This window comes from Microbacterium sufflavum (assembly GCF_023091155.1).
Lineage (GTDB): Bacteria > Actinomycetota > Actinomycetes > Actinomycetales > Microbacteriaceae > Microbacterium > Microbacterium sufflavum.
This window is the reverse complement of the sequence record NZ_JAHWXK010000001.1, coordinates 126341-151847: the sequence shown is the minus strand read 5'-3', so window position 1 is coordinate 151847 and position 25507 is coordinate 126341. Positions and strand designations below refer to the sequence as shown.

At 70.6% G+C, this 25507-nt stretch carries 21 protein-coding genes and 1 tRNA gene; 20 read left to right on the top strand and 2 right to left on the bottom strand.

Annotated elements, in window-relative coordinates:
* The first annotated feature begins 158 nt into the window (after positions 1-158).
* From KZC56_RS00735 to KZC56_RS00725, 3 genes are all read left to right on the top strand, one after another.
* Positions 159-3881 carry a fibrinogen-like YCDxxxxGGGW domain-containing protein gene (locus KZC56_RS00735; RefSeq protein WP_247637632.1) on the top strand — a complete coding sequence of 1241 codons (3723 nt, stop codon included), beginning with the start codon at positions 159-161 and terminating at the stop codon, positions 3879-3881.
* A gap of 275 nt (positions 3882-4156) precedes the next feature.
* Entirely contained in the window at positions 4157-4783 is a 627-nt protein-coding gene (locus tag KZC56_RS00730) for a hypothetical protein (RefSeq protein ID WP_247637631.1), read from the top strand.
* Between the two features lie 202 nt (positions 4784-4985).
* The gene (locus tag KZC56_RS00725; RefSeq protein WP_247637630.1) at positions 4986-8723 is read left to right on the top strand and encodes a fibrinogen-like YCDxxxxGGGW domain-containing protein; all 3738 of its coding nucleotides are present in this window, start codon (positions 4986-4988) and stop codon (positions 8721-8723) included.
* 127 nt (positions 8724-8850) lie between these two features.
* On the opposite strand, the gene KZC56_RS00720 is transcribed toward KZC56_RS00725, so the two are convergent.
* Positions 8851-9849: a glycerophosphodiester phosphodiesterase family protein gene (locus tag KZC56_RS00720; protein WP_247637629.1), complete on the bottom strand. Its 999-nt coding sequence runs from the start codon at positions 9847-9849 to the stop codon at positions 8851-8853.
* 163 nt (positions 9850-10012) lie between these two features.
* On the opposite strand from KZC56_RS00720, the gene KZC56_RS00715 reads away from it, so the two are divergent.
* From KZC56_RS00715 to KZC56_RS00695, 5 genes are all read left to right on the top strand, one after another.
* Positions 10013-11389, top strand: coding sequence for a cystathionine beta-synthase (locus tag KZC56_RS00715; protein WP_247637628.1), 1377 nt, complete (start codon positions 10013-10015; stop codon positions 11387-11389).
* Between the two features lie 54 nt (positions 11390-11443).
* Positions 11444-12595, top strand: coding sequence for a cystathionine gamma-synthase (locus tag KZC56_RS00710; protein WP_247637627.1), 1152 nt, complete (start codon positions 11444-11446; stop codon positions 12593-12595).
* A 156-nt stretch (positions 12596-12751) separates the two neighbouring features.
* On the top strand, positions 12752-14122 hold the full coding sequence (locus KZC56_RS00705; protein WP_372490536.1) for a multidrug effflux MFS transporter: 1371 nt from the start codon (positions 12752-12754) through the stop codon (positions 14120-14122).
* A gap of 30 nt (positions 14123-14152) precedes the next feature.
* Positions 14153-14797 carry a phosphatase PAP2 family protein gene (locus KZC56_RS00700; protein WP_206252914.1) on the top strand — a complete coding sequence of 215 codons (645 nt, stop codon included), beginning with the start codon at positions 14153-14155 and terminating at the stop codon, positions 14795-14797.
* Positions 14798-14817: 20 nt separating this feature from the next.
* A complete protein-coding gene (locus tag KZC56_RS00695) occupies positions 14818-15435 on the top strand; it encodes a GNAT family N-acetyltransferase (RefSeq protein WP_247637626.1) in 618 nt (205 codons plus the stop codon).
* Between the two features lie 167 nt (positions 15436-15602).
* Here the strand turns inward: KZC56_RS00695 and KZC56_RS00690 are convergent.
* Positions 15603-15690 (bottom strand) — tRNA-Ser (locus KZC56_RS00690).
* Positions 15691-15883: 193 nt separating this feature from the next.
* Here KZC56_RS00690 and mpaB point away from each other — a divergent pair.
* From mpaB to trhO, 12 genes are all read left to right on the top strand, one after another.
* The gene (gene mpaB, locus KZC56_RS00685) at positions 15884-16915 is read left to right on the top strand and encodes a daptide biosynthesis RiPP recognition protein (RefSeq protein ID WP_247637625.1); all 1032 of its coding nucleotides are present in this window, start codon (positions 15884-15886) and stop codon (positions 16913-16915) included.
* Positions 16912-18171: a daptide-type RiPP biosynthesis aminotransferase gene (mpaD, locus tag KZC56_RS00680; protein WP_247637624.1), complete on the top strand. Its 1260-nt coding sequence runs from the start codon at positions 16912-16914 to the stop codon at positions 18169-18171. The genes mpaB and mpaD overlap by 4 nt, the downstream gene beginning before the upstream one ends.
* Before the next feature lie 59 nt (positions 18172-18230).
* Positions 18231-19370 (top strand): daptide-type RiPP biosynthesis dehydogenase, encoded by a 1140-nt coding sequence (gene mpaC / locus KZC56_RS00675; RefSeq protein WP_247637623.1) that lies wholly within the window; start codon positions 18231-18233, stop codon positions 19368-19370.
* The gene (gene mpaA1, locus KZC56_RS17595) at positions 19354-19488 is read left to right on the top strand and encodes an MpaA1 family daptide-type RiPP (RefSeq protein ID WP_275090549.1); all 135 of its coding nucleotides are present in this window, start codon (positions 19354-19356) and stop codon (positions 19486-19488) included. The genes mpaC and mpaA1 overlap by 17 nt, the downstream gene beginning before the upstream one ends.
* Before the next feature lie 38 nt (positions 19489-19526).
* The gene (mpaA2, locus tag KZC56_RS17590) at positions 19527-19652 is read left to right on the top strand and encodes an MpaA2 family daptide-type RiPP (protein ID WP_275090548.1); all 126 of its coding nucleotides are present in this window, start codon (positions 19527-19529) and stop codon (positions 19650-19652) included.
* Positions 19653-19688: 36 nt separating this feature from the next.
* Positions 19689-19808: an MpaA3 family daptide-type RiPP gene (mpaA3, locus tag KZC56_RS17755; protein ID WP_308194330.1), complete on the top strand. Its 120-nt coding sequence runs from the start codon at positions 19689-19691 to the stop codon at positions 19806-19808.
* A 61-nt stretch (positions 19809-19869) separates the two neighbouring features.
* A complete protein-coding gene (mpaM, locus tag KZC56_RS00670; protein ID WP_136034218.1) occupies positions 19870-20697 on the top strand; it encodes a daptide-type RiPP biosynthesis methyltransferase in 828 nt (275 codons plus the stop codon).
* A gap of 58 nt (positions 20698-20755) precedes the next feature.
* Positions 20756-22354, top strand: a complete 1599-nt coding sequence (gene mpaP / locus KZC56_RS00665; RefSeq protein ID WP_247637622.1) for a daptide biosynthesis intramembrane metalloprotease — start codon at positions 20756-20758, stop codon at positions 22352-22354.
* Between the two features lie 7 nt (positions 22355-22361).
* On the top strand, positions 22362-23084 hold the full coding sequence (locus KZC56_RS00660) for an ATP-binding cassette domain-containing protein (protein WP_136034221.1): 723 nt from the start codon (positions 22362-22364) through the stop codon (positions 23082-23084).
* Entirely contained in the window at positions 23081-23809 is a 729-nt protein-coding gene (locus KZC56_RS00655) for an ABC transporter permease (protein WP_136037038.1), read from the top strand. The genes KZC56_RS00660 and KZC56_RS00655 overlap by 4 nt, the downstream gene beginning before the upstream one ends.
* Positions 23806-24540 carry a hypothetical protein gene (locus KZC56_RS00650; RefSeq protein WP_247637621.1) on the top strand — a complete coding sequence of 245 codons (735 nt, stop codon included), beginning with the start codon at positions 23806-23808 and terminating at the stop codon, positions 24538-24540. Before KZC56_RS00655 ends, KZC56_RS00650 begins: the two co-directional genes overlap by 4 nt.
* Positions 24541-24588: 48 nt before the next feature.
* Positions 24589-25494, top strand: coding sequence for an oxygen-dependent tRNA uridine(34) hydroxylase TrhO (gene trhO, locus KZC56_RS00645; RefSeq protein WP_247637620.1), 906 nt, complete (start codon positions 24589-24591; stop codon positions 25492-25494).
* Positions 25495-25507: the final 13 nt, after the last annotated feature.

Here is a 25507-nt window from a genome sequence, read left to right as displayed (position 1 = left end):
CCCGTCTCATGGCATAGGGACGATCTGGGGACGTCCGCTCGGGGGTGGAGCGATCCGGTCCGGATGTTTGGGGCATCCGGTCCGGCAGTCTGCAGTGTCGTGTCTGCGTTTTGCCGTGGCAGGAGTGTGCCGCGGCGGCGCGTCCGCAGCGAGAGCTGATGTCGGAAGCCAGAAAGACACAACAACAGATGAACATCGTGGGGAATCGCGCGCGCGCCTGGGGAGGCCGCGCGGTCATGGGGGCTGCGATCGCAGCCCTCGCAGTGGTGGGCGCCCTGCTCACGCCGGGCGCGGCGTCGGCGGTGGTCGCCTCGGGCCCGGACGGGCGCACGCAGGAGACGGCGGCGGCGTCGTGCTGGGAGATCAAGCAGAACAACCCGGCGGCGGCGGACGGCGTGTACTGGCTGGTGACGCCGGGCCTGGTCTACCCGCAGCAGTTCTACTGCGACCAGACGACCGACGGCGGCGGGTGGGTGCTCGTGGGCCGGGGTCGGGAGGCGTGGAAGGAGAGCTACAACGGTCTCGGCACGCCGGAGCAGGTGGCGAACGCGCCCACGGGAACGGCCGCGTTCGCTCCGGCCGAGCTGCCCGCCAAGACCGTCGACGGCCTGCTGAACAACGGCCGCCCCAATGCTCTGCCCGACGGGATCCGCGTGCGGCGCGCGACCAACGCCGCGGGCAGTGCCTGGCAGGAGGTGCGGTTCTCGCTCGCGAAGAGCGACCGCTGGGAGTGGACCTTCGGCGCCAAGCACGACCTCGCCGACTGGGGCTTCGGCATCAGCGGCGGCATCGACACCACGGGAACCGGTGGCGTGACCGCCGCCTTCAACGACGACGCGGGCATGAACAACGTCGTGTTCTCGCAGCGGGCCACGCACGGCTACCGGATGGGCTGGGCGTACGGCTCGGCGGTGACCGGCACGACGGACGCGTCCTCCTACCTGTGGGCTCCGGCGGGGCAGGGGTACGCGACGCCGTTCGCCCAGGTGTTCCTGCGGCCGCAGCTCACCCTGTCGACGCTCGACTTCGGTGCCGTCCCGACCACGGGCACGCCCGCGAGCACGCTCCCGTCGATCCCGAGCTCGTACGCCGTGAAGACGTCGTGGGGTGTCTCGGGGCTCGCCAACGGCCAGTCCGGAGAGACGAACGTCGAGGTCTCGGACTTCGGTGAGGTCGCCGGGAAGGTCTTCGTCGGCGGCAACTTCCTGAACGTGCAGCAGACCAAGGACGGCGCGGGGCAGACGTCGCAGCCGTACCTGGCGGCGTTCGACGTGCACACCGGCGCGTGGGTCCCGACCTTCCGGCCGAAGCTCGACGGACAGGTGAAGTCGGTGCAGGCGCTGCCGGACGGCCGGCTGGCGATCGGCGGGCAGTTCTCGACCGTGAACGGGGTGGCGCAGCCGGGACTGGCGATCCTCGATCCTGCGACCGGGCAGCTCTCGGGCTGGCAGGTCAAGGTCGAGCACCGCGCGACCGGTGCGGTCCCCTTCGTCCGCGACCTGGACGTGCAGGGCGGCTACCTGTACGTCGCCGGTTCGTTCACGCACCTGACCTCCGTCGGCACGACACCGACGACGGGCGGCGCGTGGAACGGCGGCCGTATCGTGCTGGCCACCGGCAAGCCCGACACCGCGTGGAACGCGAACCTCAACGGGACGGCGGCCTCGGTCGACGCGAACGCCCAGGGCGACCGCGCGTACTTCTCCGGCTACTTCCTGATGAAGTCGTCGACCCCGGCGCCGTCGGCCGCGGTGCTGCAGACGACGGCGGGCGCACCGCTGGCGACCACCTGGACGCCGGAGTTCAGCGACGACCGCAAGGACGAGAACGGCGCGTACGTCAACGCGGTGTGGCAGCTCGGCATCATCGAGGTCGGCGGGCGTGTGTGGATGGGCGGCTCGCAGCACTCGATGTTCTCGTACGACCGGAACACGCTCCAGCGCGTGGGCGGTTGGATCACGCAGGTGGGCGGCGACATGCAGACGGTCGAGACCAACGGCTCCGTGGTGATCGGCGGCTGCCACTGCGGGGACTACGTCTACGACGACGCCTACAGCCAGACGCTCGTCGGCGGATTCAGCCGGGCGGACAAGATCAATCTGGTGGGGGCGTGGGACGCGAAGTCCGGCACCTACATCCCGGACTGGTCGCCGATGGTGGAGGCGCGTGCGGGGTACGGCGCGTGGGGGACGTTCTTCGACAGCACCGGCACCCTGTGGGTGGGTGGCGACTTCAACCGGTCGCAGCTTCCGGGTGGTGCGGAGCAGTGGTCGGGCGGGTTCATCCGCTTCGCGCCGCGGGATGCGGTGGCGCCGACGACCCCGGGGGCGGTGTCGTCGACCCCATCGGCAGACGGGAAGACGGCGACGCTGACGTGGGGCGCGTCGACGGATGCGGGTTCGGGTGTGACGTACGAGGTACTGCAGGGCAACCGTGTGATCGCCTCCACGACCTCGGCCTCGTACACCGTGCCGGTGACCTCGACCGCCGCGAACTACGTCGTGCGGGCGCGGGATGCGGTGGGCAACCGGTCGGCGTCGACGGCGGCGTTCACGGTCGCTCCGGCCCCGGCGAACGCGCTGACGTTCGTGGGCAACGGGGACTCGTGGTCGTGGCGGTACTCGTCGGACGCGCTGCCGGCCACGTGGAACGCGACCACGTTCGACGCGTCGTCGTGGGCGGTCGGGAAGGCGCTGTTCGGGCGGGGCGTGTCGGGGGCGGCGACGAACATCGATCCGTCGAACCTGGCGACCAAGCCGTTGAGCGCGCAGTTCCGCAAGACGTTCACGGTGACCAGTGCGGCGAGCGTGACGAATGCGAAGGTCTCTCTCATCGCGAACGACGGCGCGGTGGTGTACCTGAACGGCCGTGAGCTGGGGCGGGTGCGGATGCCGGCGGGCACCGTCACGCAGAACACCTACGCGACGGCGGCGGTGACGCAGTCGTCGGCGGCGGGCACGCGCGCGGTGTTCAGCGTTCCGGCCGGTGTGCTGACGGAGGGCACCAACGTGCTGGCGGTGTCGGTGCACGCGAACTTCCGCACGACCGCGGACCTCGGGTTCGACCTGGCGTTCACGGGCGAGCGGGCGGCGCCTCCTGGCCCGGTGACGGGTCTGGTGGCGACGCCGGCGCAGACGTCGGTGGCGTTGGGGTGGACGGCTCCGGCGGGTTCGACGGCGGCGGCGTCGTATGTGGTGTCGCGGAACGGGGTGAAGGTGGGGACGGTGACGGCTCCGGCGACGACGTTCACGGATACCGGGCTGACGGCGGGGACGGCGTATACGTATGCGGTGGTGGCGGTGTCGGCTGCGGGGGTGGCGTCGACTCCGGCGACGGTGCAGGCGACGACGACGGCTGCGGCTCCGGTGGGCCCGGCGGTGTCGGTGCCGAGCGGGTCGGCCTGGTCGTGGCGGTACTCGGCGGATGCGTTGCCGGGGGACTGGAACACGGCAGGGTTTGATGCGTCGTCGTGGGCGGTCGGGAAGGGCGTGCTGGGGCGGGGGGCGACGGTGGCGACGAACATCGATCCGTCGAATCTGGCCACGAAGCCGTTGAGTGCGCAGTTCCGGACGTCGTTCACCGTGTCGGATGCGGCGTCGGTGAAGGACGGGACGGTGTCGGTGATCGCCGATGACGGGGTGGTGCTGTATCTGAACGGGGTGGAGCTGGGGCGGGCGAATCTGCCCGCCGGGTCGATCACGCAGAACACGTATGCGACGGCGGCGCCGCGGGCGACGACCGCGGCGGGCGCGCGGGTGACGTTCCAGGTTCCCGCGACGCTGGTGAAGGAGGGGACCAACGTGCTCGCCGCGTCGGTCCACGCCAACTACCGCGGCACACCCGACCTCACCTTCGACGCCGCACTCACCATGCCGCGGTGACCGGAGGGGCCCGGGGTCGGGCGCCTCCGGGTGCCCGGCCCCGTCCGCATCGCAAATCGATCCGGGATTCCGGCGTAATGAATCGGGCGTCGAAACGTCTCATGATATGGGGACGTTCGCAGCGGGGGTGAGCTGAGCCGGAGGCATCTGCCTGCCGCCTCACCCGCGCCCGGATTCGGTCGTGGGTGCAGTGCGCCGATACGCAACGACGGACACGAAGGAATCCGATGTACCTGAAGGGAACTCGAGCACGCACCTGGGGGATGCGTGCTCTGGTGGGAGCGACGATCGCCGCCACCGCATTCACGACCTCGCTGGTGACCGCCGCCTCGGCGGGCGGAGCGGTGTTCGAGATGATGACCGCGCATTCGCCGGCGGCGAAGGGGGCGAAGATGGTCACGATCCACAGCGGGTCGACGTGGGCGTGGCGGTACTCGACCCAGGCCCTGCCCGACGACTGGAACGGCGTGGACTACGACGCCGCCGGGTGGAACAGCGGGCCGGGTCTCCTCGGCCGCGGCGTCACGGGGGAGACCACGAACATCGACCCCACGAGCCTGTCCGCGAAGCCGGTCAGCGCCCAGTTCCGCAAGGCGTTCACGGTCACCGGGGCCGGGCGCGTGCACGACGGCACGGTCACGGTGATCGCCGATGACGGAGTCGTCGTGTACCTCAACGGGGTCGAGCTCGGCCGGGCGAACCTGCCGGCGGGACCACTCGACCAGGACACGCTCGCCACGGCTGCCCCGCGGGCGGACGCGGCCGCACGGAAGACGTTCACCTTCGTCGTGCCGGCGAAGCTGCTCGTCGAGGGCACGAACGTGATCGCCGCCTCCGCGCACGCGAACACGCCGACCACGCGGGATCTCAGCTACGACCTCACGCTCCAGATGCCCCGCTGACATCGCAGGACGCAGGGCATACCTTGCGACAGCCCAACATTCTACGTGTCACTGCGTAATGAACCCGGTGTCCCTGCGTCTCATGAGTGTGCAGCGTCTGTGACGTCTGCGCGCACGCGCGACCGCGGCGAGCTCGTGGGGTGGGTTCGTCGTGCAAGAAGCCAGAGATCGGCCTGAGCCGATGACAGAGAAGAAGGATTCGATGAATCGCATGCAGAACAGGGTGCGGGGCTGGGGTGCCCGCGCTCTCGTCGGCGCGGCTTTGGCCGCCGCCGCGGTAGCGGGGTCGCTGGTCGTCCCGGCCGAGGCGTCGGCCGCGACCGCGCTCCCCGACGGCAAGACCCAGGAGACGGCCGCGGCGTCGTGCTGGGAGATCAAGCAGAACTATCCGTCCCAGCCGAGCGGTGTCTACTGGCTCCTGACGCCGAAGCTCGTCTACCCGCAGCAGTTCTACTGCGACCAGGTGAGTCTCGGCGGCGGCTGGGTGATGATCGGCCGCGGGCGCGAGGGATGGAAGGAGAACTACAACGGCCTCGGTACCCCCGAGCAGATCTTCTCCACGCCCAGCGGTACGGCGGCATTCAAGCCCGCGCAGCTTCCCGCCAAGACGGTGGACGGACTGCTCAACGGCGGACGACCCGATCAGCTTCCGCCGAACAGCATTCGCGTCAACCGCGCCTCGGCGCTGGACGGCACCCGCTGGCAGGAGGTCCGCTTCAGCCTGACCCGGCGCGACCGCTGGAACTGGACCCTGAGCGGCGGCAACCCGGTGGGCAGCTGGGTGTTCGGCGGCTACACCGGGTCCGGCGGGTGGACAGGTTCCGTCGGGTGGGGTGGCCCCACCATGCCCCAGGGTTATGGTTTCGGTAACGACGACGGCACCGGGTGGAACATGACCGGGGTTGCTCAACGAGCGACGCACAAGTACCTCGAGGGCTGGTCCTACGGTGCACAGGTCACCGGCGCCGACACTCCCACCTCCTACATGTGGGCCCCGGCCGGACAGGGGTACGCCATCCCGTTCGCCCAGATGTTCGTCAGACCACAGCTGAAACTCGCCGACCTGGACTTCGGGACGGTGCCATCGACGGGCACGCCGGCATCGACGCTGCCCTCCATCCCGAACAGCGACGCGATGAAGACCGTATGGGGGGTCTCCGGTCTGGCGAACGGCCAGGCCGGGGAACTCAACGTCGAGGTGGCCGAATTCGGTCAGGCCGGTAACACGGTGTTCGCGGGCGGCAACTTCCAGTACGTGCAGCAGACGCGCGATGGTGCCGGCAAGGTGGAGCAACCCTACCTTGCGGGATTCGACGTGAACACCGGTCAGTGGGTGTCGTCCTTCCGGCCCGTCCTGAACGGCCAGGTCAAGGCGATCGCGACGCTGCCCGATGGGCGTCTCGCGATCGGCGGGCAGTTCACGACGGTCAACGGTGTCGCTCAGCCAGCCCTGGCCTTCCTGGATCCGGTGACGGGGCAGCTCTCCGGGCAGCAGGTCAAGGCGGAGCACCGCACGGTCGGTGCGGTTCCCTACATCCACGATCTGGATATCCAGGGCGGTTACCTCTACGTCGCCGGCTCGATGACGCACCTCACCGCAGTGGGGACGACGACGAGTGCGAGCGCCTGGAACGGGGGTCGCATCAATCTCGCGACGGGCCTTCCGGACACCAACTGGAACGCGAACCTCAACGGCACCACGGTCGCCGTGGACGCATCCGCGCGGGGCGATCGTGCCTACTTCGCGGGGTACTTCGACTCCAAGGGTGGCACGTACACGCCGGACGGAACGGCGATTCAGACGGGTGCCGGGGCTCCGCTGACGAGTCCGGTGTGGGTGCCGTCGTTCAGTGAGTCGACCGTCGACGCCCAGGGGCACTATCAGGGGTACCTGTGGCAGAACGGTGTCGCGGAGATCGGAGACCGGGTGTACCTCGGCGGGTCGCAGCACTCGCTGTTCGGCTACGACCGCAACACCTTCCAGCGCGTCAGCGGATCCATCACCCACAACGGTGGCGACATCCAGACCGTGGACGACAACGGATCCATCGTGGTGGCGGGGTGCCACTGCGGCGACCACGCCTACCAGGACAAGTATCTGAAGAAGGAGATCACGGACCCGTGGACCGAGGTCGACAAGATCAACTACGCCGGTGCCTGGGATGCGGCGACGGGCAAGTACATCCCCGACTGGTCCCCGGTCGTGCAGTCGCGCGCGGGGCAGGGCGTGTGGGGCTCGTTCTTCGACAGCACCGGCGCGCTCTGGATCGGTGGTGATCTGACCGACTCCATGCGGGCGGGGCAGGTCAACCAGTGGTCCGGCGGTTTCATCCGGTTCGCGCCGCGGGATTCCGTGGCTCCGTCGACGCCGGGCGCGATCTCGTCGACGCCGAACGCGGATGGGGCGACCGCGACGCTCGCGTGGGGGGCATCCTCCGATGCGGGTTCCGGTGTGACGTACGAGGTGCTGCGTGGCAACCGGGTGATCGCGTCGACGACGGCCGCAAACCTGACGGTCCCGGTTCCTGCCGAAGCGACGACCTACGTCGTGCGGGCGCGGGATGTCACGGGCAACCGCTCGGCATCCACCGCGGTGTTCACTCTGCAGCCGGCGTCCCCGAACGCATTGACGTTCGTGACGAACGGGGACTCGTGGTCGTGGCGGTACTCGTCGGATGCGCTGCCGGCGGACTGGAACGCGGCGACCTTCGACGCGTCGTCGTGGGCGGTCGGAAAGGGCCTGTTCGCGCGGGGCGTGTCGGGGGCGGCGACGAACATCGATCCCTCGAACCTGGCGACCAAGCCGCTGAGCGCGCAGTTCCGCAAGACGTTCACGGTGGACGACCCGACGACGGTGGTGAACGGGAAGGTCTCGGTGATCGCGAATGATGGTGTGGTCGTGTACCTGAACGGGGTGGAGCTCGGTCGGGTGCGGATGCCCGCGGGTGCGATCACGCAGAACTCGCTGGCGAACGCCGTGGTCTCGAATGCGACAGCGGTCGGCAACCGGGTCGTGTTCGACGTCCCGGCCGGTGCACTCGTCGCCGGCACGAACGTGATCGCCGCATCGGTGCACGCGAACTACCGTGCGACGCCCGACCTGAGCTTCGACCTGGCGTTCACGGCGGAGCGGGGCACGGCTCCGGCTCCCGCACCGGGCACGGTGACGGGTCTGGTGGCGACGCCGGCGCAGACGTCGGTGGCGTTGGGGTGGACGGCTCCGGCCGAGTCCACGGCGGCGGCGTCGTATGTGGTGTCGCGGAACGGGGTGAAGGTCGGGACGGTGACGGCTCCGTCGACCTCGTTCACGGATACCGGGCTGACGGCGGGGACGGCGTATACGTATGCGGTGGTGGCGGTGTCGGCTGCGGGGGTGGCGTCGACTCCGGTGACGGTGCAGGCGACGACGACGGCTGCGGCTCCGGTGGGCCCGGCGGTGTCGGTGCCGAGCGGGTCGTCGTGGTCGTGGCGGTACTCGGCGGATGCGGTGCCGGGGGACTGGAACACGGCAGGGTTTGATGCGTCGTCGTGGGCGGTCGGGAAGGGTGTGCTGGGGCGGGGGGCGACGGTGGCGACGAACATCGATCCGTCGAATCTGGCCACGAAGCCGTTGAGTGCGCAGTTCCGGACGTCGTTCTCCGTGTCGGATGCGGCGTCGGTGAAGGACGGGACGGTGTCGGTGATCGCCGATGACGGGGTGGTGCTGTATCTGAACGGGGTGGAGCTGGGGCGGGCGAATCTGCCCGCCGGGTCGATCACGCAGAACACGTATGCGACGGCGGCGCCGCGGGCGACGACCGCGGCGGGCGCGCGGGTGACGTTCCAGGTTCCGGCGACGCTGGTGAAGGAGGGGACCAACGTGCTGGCCGCGTCGGTCCACGCCAACTACCGCGGCACACCCGATCTCACCTTCGACGCCGCACTCACCATGCCGCGATAACCGCCACGGACACGCGCCGCGGCACCCGCCGCGGTCGTGAGGAGGAACAGAAGCCGAAGCCGAGGGGGCACACGGAGGGGCCGGACACCACCAGGTGCCCGGCCCCTTCGGTCATACCCGTGCCGGTTCAGCGGGAGCGGCCGTCTCGCCACGCCACCGCGTCGCGGGGAGAGTCGACCAGCACGGCGTCGATGCCCAGGCGACCGAGCTCGCGGTACCGCTCCGCGTCCGTCACGCCGATCACCATCAGGTTCACGCGGTCCTTCGGGTCGAGACACGCGACCGACTCGCGGTCCCACGGCGTCACCTCCACCTCGGTCGTCGCGGTGCCCGAGGTGAACGTCTCGCTCACGGCGACCGTCCGCCGGTCCTCGAACGCCATCCACGTCCCCGCGGCCGGAGGCGCGTCGCAGTGGTGGGCCAGGGCGATCTCGAGCAGCCGCTCGCGCGTGAGGTCGCGGTCCTCGGCGACCTGCACGTCTCCGGCCGCCCTGGCCGCGCCGCTCGCTACCGCGTCGGTGGAGTACACGACCGTGTTCGCCGTGCGACGGGTCTCGCGCAGCACGGCGAGCACGGCCTGCACGAGCGGCTCCGGGTTCGCCTGCTTGAGGTCGAGGAACAGCAGTCGATCCGCCGGCACCTCGGCCAGCGCCCGGCGGAGGGTGGGCAGCAGTGCCGCACCCGAGCGGTAGGGCGTGTCGGTGCTGCCGCGGGGGTGGAAGTTCCAGCCGGCGTTCAACCCGGTCAGCTCGTCGGCGGTGTGCTCCGCGACCGTGCCGGTGCCGTCGGTGTTCGCGGCGAGGTCGACCGGGCGGTACAGCACCGGCACGCCGTCCTTCGACAGCTGCACCGTGAGCCAGAGTCCGTCGGCGCCGTCGTCGAGCGAGCCGCGGATGCCCTCCAGGGTGTTCTCGGGGTAGTCGGCCGTGCCCGCGCGATGGGCGATGATGAGCGGCTCGTGGCGATGACGGTCGGAGGAGGTGCCGGCGTCGCGGGTGGCCGGTCGCGCGGGGGACCCGCTCGCGGCGAGAGCCTGTTCGCCGGTGGCCGCGGCGAGCGGCAGGAGGCAGCCGAGGGCCAGGGCGGCGGCGGCGCGGATCCAGGGGCTCGATGGTCGGATGGACATGGTGGTGCTCCTTCACGGGGTCCCCGCCGCTTCCGATGGTCTCCCCGCCGCGCGGGCAGGCTAGCATCGCAGCGGCGATCACCCGGTATACCCGCCACGACGGGCAGCTCGTCGGCGTCGTCACACCCGCGTGGGCGCCGTGGTGCCGCCGTATTCTGGGCTCATGGCCTACGCAGAATCGATCGTCGACCTGGTCGGCGACACGCCCCTCGTGAAGCTCCAGCGCGTCACGGAGGGCATCGCGTGCACGGTGCTCGTCAAGCTCGAGTACCTCAACCCCGGCGGGTCGGCGAAGGACCGCATCGCGACCCGGATCATCGACGCGGCCGAGGCCAACGGCGACCTCGCCCCCGGCGGCACGATCGTCGAGCCCACCAGCGGCAACACCGGGGTGGGCCTCGCCCTGGTCGCCCAGCAGCGCGGCTACCGGTGCGTGTTCGTCGTGCCGGACAAGGTCGGCGAGGACAAGATCGACGTGCTCCGCGCGTACGGGGCCGAGGTCGTGGTCACGCCCACCTCGGTCGCCGCCGACAGCCCCGAGTCGTACTACAGCGTCAGCGACCGGCTGGCGCGGGAGATCCCGGGGGCGTTCAAGCCGAACCAGTACGAGAACCCGAACGGTCCGCGCAGCCACTACGAGACGACCGGGCCGGAGATCTGGCGCGACACCGAGGGCGCGGTCACGCACTTCGTCGCCGGAGTGGGCACGGGCGGCACCATCACGGGCGCGGGCCGCTACCTGCGCGAGGTGTCGGACGGCCGCGTGCGCATCGTCGGCGTCGATCCAGAGGGCAGCGTCTACAGCGGAGGCACCGGGCGGCCGTACCTGGTCGAAGGCGTGGGGGAGGACATCTGGCCCGGCGCCTACGACCCCTCCGTGCCGCACGAGATCGTGGCCGTGAGCGACGCCGAGGCCTTCGCAATGACGCGACGGCTGGCGCGCGAGGAGGGCATCCTCGTCGGCGGGTCGAGCGGCATGGCCGTGGTCGGCGCCCTGCGGGTGGCCCGCGACCTGCCCGCGGAGGCGGTGATGGTCGTGCTGCTGCCCGACGGGGGGCGCGGCTACCTCGGAAAGATCTTCAACGACGGCTGGATGCGCTCGTACGGCTTCAGCGAGGTGGAGGAGGGCGAGACCGTCGCGGACGTGCTGGCCGCCCGCCCGTCGCGGACGGGACACGGGCTGCCCGACCTCGTCCACGCGCATCCCACCGACACCGTGCTGGAGGCGATCCGCATGATGACGGAGTACGACGTGTCGCAGCTCGTCGTGCTGAGCGCCGAGCCGCCCGTGATGATGGGCGAGGTCGTGGGCACCGTCGACGAGAAGGGCCTGCTCGACCTGCTGTTCCGCGGCGACGCCGAGCCCAGCGATGCGGTCGGTGCGCACGTGGGGGAGCGGCTGCCGCTGGTCGGCATCCACGCGCCGGTGGCGCAGGCCAGGGCGGCCCTCGCCGAGGCCGACGCGCTGCTGGTGACGGAAGACGGCAAGCCGCACACGGTGCTCACCCGGCAGGACCTGCTGGCGTACCTGTCGCGCTGACGCGGGGCGTAACAGGGGCCGTCGGCGCGCGAAGCCCGGTCGTAGGCTGAGGACATGTCCGAGCACGCCTTCGCCACCCGAGCCATCCACGCGGGCCAAGCGCCCGACCCGACCACCGGGGCGATCATCCCGCCGATCTATCAGTCCTCGACCCACGTGCAGGACGGCATCGGCGGCTTCCGCGACGGCTACGAGTACAACCGCGCGGGCAACCCGACGCGGTCGTCGCTGGAGACGCAGCTCGCGGCTCTGGAGGGCGGCGTGAGCGCGCTGTCGTTCGCGTCGGGGCTCGCCGCGGAGGATGCGCTGCTGCGCGGCATCCTGAAGCCGGGCGACCACGTGCTGCTCGGCAACGACGTCTACGGCGGGACCTACCGTCTGCTGACGAAGGTGCTGGCGCCGTGGGGCATCGTCACCACGACCGCCGAGCTGTCCGACCCGGATGCTCTCCGGGCGGCGATCCGCCCCGAGACGCGGATCGTCTGGCTGGAGACGCCGAGCAACCCGCTGCTGAAGGTGGTCGACATCGCGCTGATCGTCGAGATCGCCCACGCGGCCGGGGTGCTCGTGGTGGTGGACAACACGTTCGCGTCGCCCGCGCTGCAGCAGCCGCTGGCGCTCGGCGCCGACCTGGTCGTGCACTCCACCACGAAGTACCTCGGCGGGCACTCCGATGTGCTCGGCGGGGCCGTGGTGTTCGGCGACGACCGCTTCGTGGAGCCGGTCAAGTTCCAGCAGTTCGCGGTGGGTGCGGTCTCGGCGCCGCTGGACGCCTGGCTCACCACCCGCGGCATCAAGACCCTCGCGGTGCGCATGCGGCAGCACTCCGAGAACGCCCAGGCGATCGCGGAGTGGGCGGCCGCGCGACCGGAGTTCGCCGAGGTGTACTACCCCGGCCTGTCGTCGCACCCGGGTCACGCGGTGGCGGCGCGGCAGATGAGCGGCTTCGGCGGCATGCTGTCGCTCGGGCTCGCGGCCGGTGCCGAGGCGGCGCGGTCGTTCGCGGAGAGCACGAGCGTGTTCCAGCTGGCCGAGTCGCTCGGCGGGGTCGAGTCGCTGATCGGCTACCCGCCGGAGATGACGCACGCCTCGGTGCGCGGGACCGAGCTCGCGGTGCCCGAGAACGTGGTGCGGCTGTCGGTCGGCATCGAGGACGTCACGGATCTGATCGCGGATCTCGAGGAGGGCCTCGCGCGCCTCGGCTGACCGGCCTCAGCACTCCCCGTACGGGATCGACGACGCACCCCCGGAGCGCTCCGGGGGTGCGTTCGCCGTCCCGCTGGACGAGGCGGCGACGGTAGCATGAAGGGTTCCCCTGGCCGAATCGATTCGACCACGCTCCGCCGATTCTGGAAGGACCTCGTGTCCGACGCCCCTCGCACCAACAGCACTCCGACCACCCCCGGGCCCGCGCCCGAACGCACCGCGACCGGCAGCATCCGCGCCTCGTCGCCCACCGGTGCCATCCGCACGCTCGGATCGAACCCGGCCACCGCGCCGATCATGCTGCACCCGGGCGACGCGATCCCGCTCGGACGTCGCACGCTCACGATCATCCTGCTCGGAGCCCTCACGGCCCTCGGGCCGTTCACGATCGACCTCTACCTGCCCGCGTTCCCCGTGCTGGAGGAGGACTTCCAGACCACGGCCGCCGCGATCCAGCTCACCCTGACCGGCACCATGATCGGCTTCGCGCTCGGTCAGCTCATCGTCGGACCGCTCAGCGACAAGATCGGCCGCCGCACTCCGCTCATCGCCGTGACCGCGCTGCACGTGCTGGCCAGCCTCGGTGCCGCGTTCGCCCCCGACCTGCCGCTGCTCGGTGCCGCCCGGGTGCTGATGGGCATCGGCGCCGCGGCGGGCGGTGTGGTCGCGATGGCCGTGGTGCGCGACCTGTTCGGCGGGCGACGCCTGGTGGTGATGCTCTCGCGGCTCGCGCTCGTGTCCGGCGTGGCACCCGTGATCGCTCCGCTGATCGGCTCGTGGCTGCTGACGCTCATGCCCTGGCGCGGGATCTTCGGCGTGCTCGCGGCCTACGGCGTGGTGATGCTCGTGTCGACGGTGCTGTTCATCCGGGAGACCCTCCCGGTCGCGCGACGCAAGGACCCCGGTGGCGCGACGATGCGCGAGCGGTACCGGTCCGTGCTGACCGACCGGGTGTTCCTCGGGGTGCTCGTGATCGGCGGCATGACGTTCTCCGGCCTGTTCTCGTACCTGTCGGCGTCGCCGTTCCTGTTCCAGGTGACGCACGGGCTCGACCCGCAGCAGTACGGGCTGCTGTTCGCGGTGAACTCCCTCGGCGTCGTGATCGGCGTGCAGACCGCGTCGCGCCTCGCCGCGCGCTTCGGGCCGCAGTGGGTCATGGCGTACTCCACCGCGGTGCTGCTGCTCGCCGCCTCCGCCATCGTCATCACCGACCAGCTCGGCCTCGGCCTGTGGGGGACCGTGATCCCGCTGTTCGTGTTCATGACCGCCTGCGGCTTCACGTTCCCGAACGTGCAGGTGCTCGCGCTCGACCGTCACGGCAAGGCCGCAGGCACCGCCGCGTCGATCATCGGCGCGACGAACTTCGGTGTCGCGGGGCTCATCTCCCCGCTGGTGGGCTGGATCTCGCAGGACGCGGGGATCACCGCGACCACCATGGCCTCGGTCATGGTGGGCTGCGCCGCGGTGGGCATCCTCGCCCTGTGGTTCGTGGTGCGCCCGCGCACCGTCGGCATGCTGACGCCCTGAGGTCGCACGAGCATCGGTCAGAATAGGACGATGAATCGACGGATGCTGCTCTGGTGGGGCGTCGCCTGCCTGCTCCTGGCCACCGCACTGGGCGCGGTCGTCGTGCTCACCTCCCCGCAGACCTTCGGGTTCGACCGGTGGTGGAACGAGACGATCGTGCGCATCCGTGCCGACTGGATGCTCGACTTCGCCCTGGTGCTGAACTGGATCGGTGGCGGCTGGGTCGCCATCCTCGGGGTCCCGCTCCTGGCGATCCTGATCCTCCTGCTGCTGCGGCGCTGGCGAGGGGCGCTGTTCGCAGCGATCTGCTTCCTCGCGAGTGCCGGAGCGGTGCAGCTGCTGAAGAACATCTTCGGGCGCGCTCGTCCCGACGACATGCTCGTGGTGAGCGACTACGGCTCCTTCCCGTCTGGGCACACCGCGAACGCCGCGACCATCGCGGTGGTCGTCTGGGTCCTCTTCCCCCGCGTCTGGACGGCGATCGCCGGAGCGGTCTGGGTGCTGGCGATGGCGCTGTCGCGCACGTTCCTGTCGGTGCACTGGGCGACGGACACGCTCGGCGGTGCTCTCGTCGGTGCGGGTGTGGTGCTGGCGCTCGCCGCCTGGCTGCTGCCGTGGGTGCGCGCCGACGTGGCGGACCGTGCCGCCCGCGCCGATAGGCTGAGCCAGACCTGACCCGACCCGAGGAGTGCTCCGTGGCGCGTATCCGCCCCTACCGGCCCACCGACCGTGCCGCGATGTACGAGATCTGTCTCAAGACCGCCGATGCCGGCGGTGACGCCACCGGCATCCTGTCGGACGACGACCTGTGGGGCGCGCTGTTCGCCGTGCCGTACGTGGAGCGCCACCCCGACCTCGCGTGGGTCGTGGAGGGAGACGACGGCCGGGCGATCGGCTACCTCGTCGCGACCGACGACACCGACGCGTTCTACGCCTGGTTCCGCGACGTGTGGTGGCCTCCGTTCCACGAGCGCTACCCGCGCCCCGAGACCGTGGACGGACGCGAGAGCCGCCTGATCGACTACGCCTACACGCGCGAGCCCGGCGCCGAGCCGCACGCCGCCGCGTACCCGGCCCACCTGCACATCGACCTGCTGCCCGAGACGCAGGGGCAGGGGATGGGGCGGCGCCTGGTGGAGACGCTGTTCGACGAGCTCCGCCGCCGCGGTGTGCCCGCCCTGCACCTGGGCATGGATCCGGCCAACGCGGGTGCGGCGGCGTTCTACGACCGGCTCGGCATGACCCGTCTCGCGGAGACCCCCGGCGGCATCACCTACGGCGTGCGCTTCGATGACGAGGCCGGGGCGCGCTGAGCGCTCCCCATCCGACGACGAAGGCCCCCGCAACGGCGGGGGCCTTCTCGTTTCTGGCGGTGACGGCGGGACTCCGGTGCTCGCTGCGCTCACTCCTCCCCGAATCCCACGATGCTCGGGAGAAAGCCAGAAGGGCCCCCGCTGGCGCGGAGACCCTTCTGGCTTTCTGGCGGTGACGGCGGGATTCGAACCCGCGGTTGCTTGCACAACACACGCTTTCCAAGCGTGCTCCTTCGGCCGCTCGGACACGTCACCAGGGAACAACCTGTCCATCCTATCCGATGCGATGTGGTGCGCGTGACCGGGCCCGGGGACGTCATCCGAAGAGGCATATGTGTAATATTGCACCTCACGAGGCCGCTCTATAACCTCAAGTGAGGACGCGACCGACACTGGGGAGGTCGCACTCCGGGGGAATCATGCGAGCGCAAAAAAGAGGGACGCCCTGATGTCGGGCGATGAGATCATCGGTGCGCGCGCTCTGCGCGAGTGGATAACCGGTGAGCGCCATCATTACTCGCGGGTGTTCTTCGTGGACCGGGACGCCCCCGCCCACCAGGTCCTGGCGGCCGCCGAAGGCCGCGACGCGGTCTTCCTGCCGGATGGGAGCGAGCCGTGCGAGACCCACGCCGAGGTCATCCGCTACGGGGGTGGGTGGGACGACGTCGGCGATGAGCTGTTCCTCGGCCCGCACGGCGTCGAGCGCCAGGACTACATCGCGGCGGCCTTCGTACAGATCGTGGATCCGATCGCCGTCGGATTCTCCGATGAGACGAGCTGGCGGGCATTCCTCGACGATGCGGAGCTCGCTCGACGCACCGGCGTGTTTCCCGCCGCCCTGCTCGATGCCCGCGTGCTCCTCGCGGACCGCGTCGCGCTCGCTTCTCCCGTAGCGCTGATGCGTCCGAGTGCCGTCCGCGTCCGCAGCGACGGGCGGGTCTCGGCGGGCATGCAGGGCGAGGTGGTCGGTGCGGTCACCGAGCTGCCGTCTCTTCTCGCTGCAGCGCTGCCGGGGGCCGCCCTGGTGGGCGGAGTCATGCCCCGAGACAGGGTGCTCGACGACCTCCGCACGCGGGGCTGGGTCGGGCGATACCTCACGGCACTGGAGCTGATGAGAACCCTCTCCCTCGCGAGCACCGACGCGGCGATCGCGGGCTTCGGCTGGACGCCCTTCGACGACGGGCTCTGCGATGCCGAACCCCGGACCGCCGATCCGCTTCTCCTCGAGACGGGGGACGGGTTTCTGCTCGCGGATCTCACGACGCGGCGCCGGCAGCTGCTGTCCCCCGACGCGGCCAGGGTCGTGGCGGTCACGCAGACGTCCAGCGATACGGAGAGTGCGGCCGCGCGCGTGGCGCGACAGCTCGAGGTGCCGAAGTCCCAGGCGCTCTCGCTCTGCCTCGAAGCGATCGATGCGCTCGGCGTGCACTGCGGGCGGCGAGCCGTCGACTCGTCCTCGACGACAGGAGCCGTGCGGTGAGCGCGCCGCACGCCCTCTGGACCTCGATGCTGCCGGCGGACACGACCTTCACGCCGGACCGGGTCGCGGTCGGAGCCGCGGGTCATCGGATTGCCTTCGCGGACGGCTCGACGCGGCTCTGTGCGACGAGCGGGCTGTGGAACGTCCCGCTGGGCTTCGGCAACCCTGCCGTGGCCGAAGCCGTGAGTCGGGCGAGCCGCGACGCCTCGTATCTCTCCCTCTTCCGGGCTCCGCATCGCTACGCCGAACACGCTGCGGACGCTCTCATCGACCTCGCCGGCTCGCTCCGCTACCGCCGCGTGATCTTCTCCACCTCCGGCGGGGCGGCGAACGACGCAGCCATGAAACTCGTCCGCCAGTACTGGGCGCAGAAGGGGCGCCGGGACCGGACGATCAGCGTCGGCCTCCGCGGCAGCTATCACGGCACGATGTACGGCAGTCACGCCCTGAGCGGTGACGATCTCCTGCAGTCCGTGTACGCCGTCGACCGCCGCTCCGTGCGGCACGTGTCGGCGCACGACGACGGTGAGGAGCTGGCGACCCTGATAGCACGGGAGGGCTCGCGGGTGGCCTCGGTCGTCGTGGAACCGATCCTGGGCAGCGGCGCGCACGCGCTCTCCGACGCGTTCGTCGATCGCCTTCTCGCCCTGCGCGAGGAGTACGGCTTCCTCGTCGTCGCCGACGAGGTCGCGACGGGTTTCGGCCGCACGGGCACGATGTTCGCGACCGACACCTGGCCCGCCGCACCCGACGTGCTCATCCTGTCGAAAGCGTTGACCAACGGCGCGATGGGGGCCGCCGCACTCCTGGTGGGGCGGGAGATCGCCGTCGCATTCACAGACGGCGGATGGACGTTCGTGCACGGGGAGACGCAAGCGGGGACCCCGATGTGCGCGGCAGCGATCCTCGCCGTGATCGATGAGCTGCGTCGTATCGACGTGGAGTCGGCGACACAGGCGCTGGCGGTCGAACTGCAGAACCTGGTGCGGTCGTGGAAGACGGAGCAGCTGATCGCCGACAGCACCGGTCGCGGGTGTTTCGTCGGGCTTGCCCTTCGTGACGAGCACGGACAGGAGCTTTCCGGAGCCGCCGTCCTGCGGGTCGTCTCCGCGATCGCCGATCACGGTGTCGTCGTGCATCCGGGGCCCAGTGCGATCGAGCTGATCCCGGCGTACGGTTTCGGCGCGCCGGAGCTGCGAGAGGTCGACACCGCCGTCCGCGCCGGCCTCGCCGAGGCACGTGGGGCGCTCTCATGACCAGCGGATTCGCGGGTCGCGTTCCGACTCTCTGGCACGGACCGGGGATCGCCCGTCGGATGACGCGTCAGCTGACGGCAGGGCGTGAGGCGCTCGTCATCGCAGATCCGGCCGCGGTGCTCCCGCTTCCCACCGGACGCTCGGTGCGCACGCGGACACTCGACACCGGCCGCGCCGATGTCAGAGCGGTCGTCGCGATCGCTCGCGAGATGATGGACCGCCCGCCGGAGGTGGTGGTGGCCGTCGGAGGTGGAAGCATCCTCGACGCGGGCAAGATCGCCGCGCTCGCGCTGGCCCGGGGTCATCTCCTCGACTACGCCATCGGGCACGCGCGGCTGTCCGCGCTCACCGTCCTGCCCGACGCACTCCCGCCCGTCGACCTCGTGGCCGTGCCGACGACGCTGGGGACCTCGTCGGAGACGAACGGCGTCGGCATCCTCACGAACGAACGGGGCTCTCGACTGATCGTCGGCCGCGCCCTCCGCCCCCGCCACGCCCTGGTCGACCCGTGGAACTTCTCCACCCTCAGCCCGGGTGCGGTGCGCGAGGGAGCGCTGGAGGCGTTCTTGCGCATCGCGGGTGCGGCGACCAGCGTCCAACGAAGCCCGAGGGCCGACAGCGACGCCGTCGCTCTCGGAAGGGCCCTGCTCGAGACCGCGGCGCACGACGCCGGATCGCCCTCGGGGAGACAGCGCCTCGCGCGTCTGAGCGGAGCCACGCAGCGCAGCGCGGCGCTGCGTGGAGGCGATCCCTTCAGCGCGCGGCACTGGTATCTGGCGAACGAGGTTTCCTCTCACCTGGGCGTGCGCAAGATGGTCGCGACGGCGGCGGTCATCGGCGCGGTCTGGCGCCGAATCGGAGCGGGCGACGCTCGCTGGGGTGACCGGGAGAGTCTCGCGGACTTCTGGGCGCGTGTCGCTCACGCGGTGGCCCTTCCCCTCGACCCGGCGGACGGCATCGACGCGCTGCTCGAGCGGTGGCGGATTCCGAGTCCGCCCCGGCCGGCCGCAGCGCTCCTGCACAGCATCGCCGAGGCCGCCGAGCAGTCGTGGGGCGGGCGTCGGCCGATGCTCCACGGGCTCGACGCGGGAGACCTCCGCGCTGTGCTGGGCGACGCCAGATGGAGCCTTCGAAACGCAGCGGCGAAAGCCGGACGATCGACGAAGGAAGGAGGTGAACGAGATGGAACCACGCAGTGACACGTGCATCCGATTCGAAGAGCTGGATCCCATGGAGGCCCCGAGCTGGGACAGCTTCTACAAGGGCGTCATCGGTGCTCTGATCCTCATCGGTGCGGGCGCGGCGATGGCCACGTGATCTGACTTGACGGCGGGAGAGAGCGAAGGGAGGTGAGCATGCACGCTGCGACGCCGACGCTCGAGTTCACAGAACTCGAGGCCATGGACGCGCTCAACGACGGCGATGACTTCATGCGGGGTTTCGCCGTCGGAGTGATCATCGGGATCCTCGCTCTGACGTAGGAGACGCACTCGGACGAGTGCCCAAGGAGGTGCACAGTGCAGAAGACATCGATCGAGTTCGTGGAGCTCGAGCAACTCGACACACCGATGGAGTGGTGGGAGCACGCCAGCTACATCATCGCCATCATCGGCGGGGCGGTGGCGATCGCCACCTGACAGAAGGGTGCGGGCCGCAGGCGGGGGCCCGCGCCCGCTCACACCGGGAAGGCGAAGACGAATGGCAGATCTGATCACGGAGGCGGTGGCCGCACGGCTCCGCGCGGTCGGCGCGCACGCCGTGCCGGAGGACCTGTACGCGGCTGCGGGCAGTACCTTCTACGAACGGCTCGTCGGCTCCGATCGTGCCGAGATCCGGGAGGTGCTCGCGCTCGCGCGGAAGACCGAGGGTCCGATCCTCGACCTCGCGGCGGGAAGCGGACGGCTCACGATCCCTCTGGTGCGCTCGGGCCGGCGCGTGATCGCGCTCGACCTGTCGGCCGACATGCTGGCCCTCGTGCGGCACGTCCTCCCGGGGGAATCCGCCGTGGAGTGCGTCGTGGCGGACATGCGCGACTTCACGCTCGCGCGACGCTTCCGCCTGGTCATCCTCGGTGCCACCTCTCTCACCCTGTTGAACGGGGAAGACCGCGCTGCGCTGTACGCCGCCGTTCGGCGGCACCTCGCTCCGGGCGGTCTCTTCGCATTCACGCTGGCGGGGGCCATCGCGGAAGCGGAACTGCGCGTGACGAGGACCGAGAAGATCTGGGTCCCGGGGCCGGATGGCGCGGAGAGGTATCTGTTCAGCCAGCAGATCGAGGACGACGGCTCCGCCCGACTCGTGAACTGGCTGCGCGCGGACGATCTGGTACCGGGGGGAAGGGTGACGGTGTTCACGAGCCGCCTGCAGGTTCTCGGCCTGGATGAGATCTGCCGTGAGATCGCGGACGCCGGGTTCGAGGAACCGAACGTTTCTCCCGTACGGTCTCCGCAGGGTGCGGAGATCGTGATGGTGACGACGTCCGCGGTTTCCTCCACGACGATCGCGGCTGACGATGCCGTCGCCTGAGCCGCCCCACCGGCAGCGCTTTCGCGGGACCGCCCCGCTGGGTGCCGAGGACCGTCCCGTGCGCTCCGCAGACGTCTCCTTCGAACGTGTCGGGGAGGACGCGGTGTGGGTCGCGTCCGTGCACGGCGTACCGACGTCACGGGTCTCGCGCTCCGTCGTCGATCTGCTGGAGGCGATGGACGGCGAGACACCGCTCCACGTCCTCCGCACCCGCTTCGCACCGTCCGAGTCCTCGGAGAGCTTCCTTCGACTCGTCGAGCGCTTCCGAGCGAGCGGATTGCTGGAGGGCGCAGGAAGAATCCCGCCGGGGCGGCTGTCGTATCGTGCCCCGCTCACCCTGCAGGTCGCGACCCTGCGTGCGCCCGAGCTCTTCCGACGGTTGCACCGTCTGCTCCCGTCGCTTCCCAAGAGGGTGATGCTGATCCCCGTCGTCATGGCCGGGCTCGGGGCTGTTGCCGCCCTTCTTCAGGCGGCGGATGTCGTCCGGGTCGTCGTGACACCGGTGCCGCTGGCCGCCCTCCTCGGCACCGTCATCGTGCTCGGGCTGCTCACCCTGCTCCACGAGACGGCCCACGGCCTCACACTCACCGGCTTCGGCGGCACGCCCCGTCGGGCCGGTTTCATGATCTTCTATCTCGCTCCCGCGTTCTTCGTCGATGTGACGGACGGCTGGCGTCTCCGCGACCGTGGGCAACGCGTGTCGGTCGCCCTCGCCGGACCAGCCGTGCACGTGGTGGCCGCCGGAGTCGCTCTGGTCGCCGCTCTCGCGCTCCCGCCGTCCGAGCTTCGTCAGGCCGTGCTGCTGGCGGGTGTCTCGTGCGTCCTCATCGTCCTGATCAATCTCATCCCCTTCGTGCGCTTCGACGGATACATCGCGCTCATGAGTGCTCTCGACGAGCCGAATCTGCGCGAACGCACGATCCGCGATGCCTCGGACCGCCTTGTCCGGCTCCTCTTCGGGGGTGGGCGGTCGGAGAAGCGAGTGCCGCCGTGGTGGAGCGTGCCGTTCGGTCTGGCGAGCCTGTTCACGCCGTGCGTGTTGGTGTTCCTCGCTGTTGCACGGGTGGCGAAGGCGGGTACCGCGGGCGGCCCGGTGCTCTCCGTCCTCACGCTCGCTCTGGAGGTCATCGTGGCGATCACCGGGCTGACGATCGTGCTTCGGGCGCTCGTGCGCGTGCTCCGGGCCGGAGTGTCCCGAGTCCGATTCGCGACCGTGCTCGCCGTGATGACCGGCGCTGTCGTCATCGCCGGTGCCCTGATCCCCGTGCCACGCACGGTCACGCTCGGCTTCTGGACGCATGACGGCCGGATGTCGCTCGTGCAGGCCGGAGGAGGACGCGCTTCCGGAATCCCCGACGGCACCCGCGTCGACCTGATGACCAGCGGGATCCTCGGGAGCGCGGTGATCGGCACCGGGACGGTCGTGCACCGGTCCCCGACCCCGGTGACGGTGCCGTTGGACGCGCTGGTCCCGGTGTCCGCCCCCGACGTCTCCGTCGCCGCGGTGAGTATCGGCGTCGTCGAGTTATCCCCAGACCACCCAGCCCCGCCGGGCACCGGGCAGGCGCGTGCTCATCTGGGAACGACCGATCTGTGGCACGCGCTCTGGACGGCGGGAGTGACCGAGCCGTTGTCGACTCTCATGGACGAAAGGTAGGAGAAGGATGAACAGGAAGGATCGGGCGATCGAGGTCCGAGGGCTCACCAAGAGGTATGGCCATCGGGCGGCGGTCGATGGGCTCTCATTCGGGGTGCCGCGCGGGTCGATCGTCGGGCTGCTCGGCCCGAACGGGGCGGGTAAGTCGACCACCCTCCGAGCGATCGTCGGGCTGCTGCGACCGACGGAGGGGGAGTGCCTCATCGACGGCCGCCCGTTCGCGTCGCTGGAGAACCCCGCGACGCACGTCGGAGTCCACATGGACGGGTTCGGGTTCGAGGTGGGCATCACGGGGCGACGGCATCTGGAGATCGCCCGGCTGGCGGCGGGGGCTCCGTCGCAGCGCGTGGATGAGGTGCTGGACGAGGTGGGACTCGCGCCCGACGCCCGCCGCCGCGTCAAGACCTACTCGACGGGGATGGCGCAGCGACTGGGCTTGGCGACCGCGCTCGTCGGCTCGCCACGGACACTGATCCTGGATGAGCCGGCGAACGGCCTGGATCCGGACGGCATTCGTTGGCTTCGCGGCTTTTTACGGAGCTTCGCCGACCGTGCCGGCACGGTGCTGATCGCGAGCCATCAGCTTCCCGAGCTCGAACAGGTGGTCGATGAGGTGGTCGTGCTCAAGCGTCGCGCCCTGTTCGCGGGGCCGCTGCGGGATCTCGTCACGAGCGACGCCGAGTCGCTGGAGAGCAGGTACTTCGAATTGATCGAGGGGGTGTCGGCGTGACGTCGGTGATTCGCAGCGAGCTGCTGCGTTCGGTGAGCGGCTTCTCCGTGCTCGCGATCTTCCTGGTCGCCGTCCTGCTGCCGGTGTACGTTCTCTGCTCGGATGGCTCGCACTTCGACCTCGCGGGCCTCGAGCCCGCCGCCGCGACACTCCAGGTTCTGCAGCCCCTCGCCTGGACGGCCCTCTCGGCCGCGTTCGTGGGCGCCTACACCGTCACCCGCGAGTACTACTACGGCTCGATGGACCGTACCCTCGTCGCCGTGGGGTTCCGGCGCGCCTTCGCGGGCAAGCTCGTGGCGGGGGCGCTGGTCGCCGTCGGCACCTCTCTCGTCATCTGCGTGCTCTGGACGGCGGCCGCCGCGATCCTCCTGACACGGGAGGGGCAGTCCTTCGTCCTCGGCGACGACGCCTGGGGAATGTACGGAGGCGCGCTCGTCGGCGCCGTCCTCGGCGCTCTCCTCGGAGGTGCGATCGGCTGGATCACCCGGAACTACTACGTGACGGCGGCGATCCTCCTCGCCTATCCGCTGGCCGTGGAGTTCGCGCTGCTGCGGACGGCGCCGGAGGTCGCGAGGTACTCGCCCGGCATGGTCCTCGCCGCGATCGGAGCCCCCGCGTATCAGGGGCGGTTGCTCGACCTCCTTCCGGCGCTGGGCGTCGCGCTCGTGTGGACGGGCGGTCTGGTCGGGATCGCGTGGGCGCGAGGACGCCGGGCCGTCGCGTGATCGGTCGGGCTCTGCGTGCGCAGGCGCGCGACGTCGGCGGCGACCTCGTGCTGCTCGGTGCGGCGGTGGCGGCGCTCGTGATCTCGCTCCCGCTCGCGGCGAGCATTCCCTCAGAGCTCGCGGATGCCCCCGCCGGTGTCCGTGACACCCTCACCGCGCCGCTCCACACCGTCCTGGCGACCTCCGCGGCCGTTCTCGCGGCGGTCTACGGCTCGTTCCGGTACACGGTCGATCGGCGCGACGGCGTCATCGCGCAGCGTCTGATGCTGTTGCCGCGGTGGGCGGTCCTTCTGGTCCGGCTGCCGACGTCGGCGATCGGGGGAGCGGCCGTCGCGCTCGTCGCACTCCTCGGCGGCCACGTCGTGCTGTGGGCCACGATGGGCGGCATTCCCCTGGACGCAGCGGCGGTGGGCGCCACTCTCGCGCTCGGTGCCCTCGCCGGCCTGTGGGGAGTGGGGATCGGGATGATCGTCCAGGCCCACCTCGTCGCGCTCTTCGTCACGTCCCTGTCGCTCGGGGTCGCGACGCTCGTCGCGCTGTTCTGGAGCGCCGGGGCCGCGAGTCTTCCGCTGCTCGCGTTCCTCCAGACCCTCGGGTTCGACGTGACCGCCGTCGGGCTCTCCACGGGCGATCAGCTGTACGGCCTTCTCCCGGCCGGGCTGACGGCGGCCTGGGTGCTCGCGGCCGTCGGCGGGGGGAGCCTCGCGTTCCTGAGCCGCGACGTCACGTGACCGCCTCTGACCCCGGCCGCGGTCAGGTCGGCGACGTAGGATTCCGGGGTGGCAACCCCCAAGATCGTCCTCTTCTACGCCTTCACCCCGCTCGCCGATCCCGAGGCGATACGGGTGTGGCAGCGCGACCTCGGCGAGGCGCTGGGACTGCGGGGACGACTGCTGATCTCGAAGGACGGCATCAACGGCACCCTCGGTGGCGACCTCCCCGCACTCAAGAAGTGGGCGCGCTCGTTCCGGTCGTACGCGCCGTTCCGCGACGTCGACCTCAAGTGGAGCGAGGGCACAGGGCTGGACGAGCACGGCCGCAGCCTCGACTTCCCGAAGCTGAGCGTGAAGGTGCGCGACGAGATCGTGTCGTTCGGGGCGCCCGGCGAGTTGCGCGTGGACGAGCACGGCGTCGTCGGCGGCGGAGCGCGACTCACCCCGGAACAGCTGCACGAGCTCGTGGCCGAGCGCGGCGAGGAGGTCGTGTTCTTCGACGGTCGCAACGCGCTCGAGGCGCAGATCGGGCGCTTCCGCGGCGCGGTCGTGCCCGCCACCGAGACCACGCGCGACTTCGTGGACCTGCTCGACTCCGGGGTCTACGACGAACTGAAGGGCAAGCCCGTCGTGACGTACTGCACGGGTGGCATCCGCTGCGAGGTGCTGTCGAGCCTGATGACGGCCCGCGGGTTCGGCGAGGTGTACCAGCTCGAGGGCGGCATCGTGCGCTACGGCGAGAAGTTCGGCGACGACGGACTGTGGGACGGCTCGCTGTACGTGTTCGACGGCCGGGGTTCCGTCGACTTCAGCGATCACGCCCGGGTGATCGGTCGCTGCGCGGGCTGCGGCGCCGCGACCAAGCGCACCGCGAACTGCCCCGATCTCTCGTGCCGTGCGCAGTTCGTCGTGTGCGACGACTGCGACACCGTGCGCTGTGCCGCGCACCCCGCCGAGGCCGCCGCGTCCTGATCACCCGCGGGGC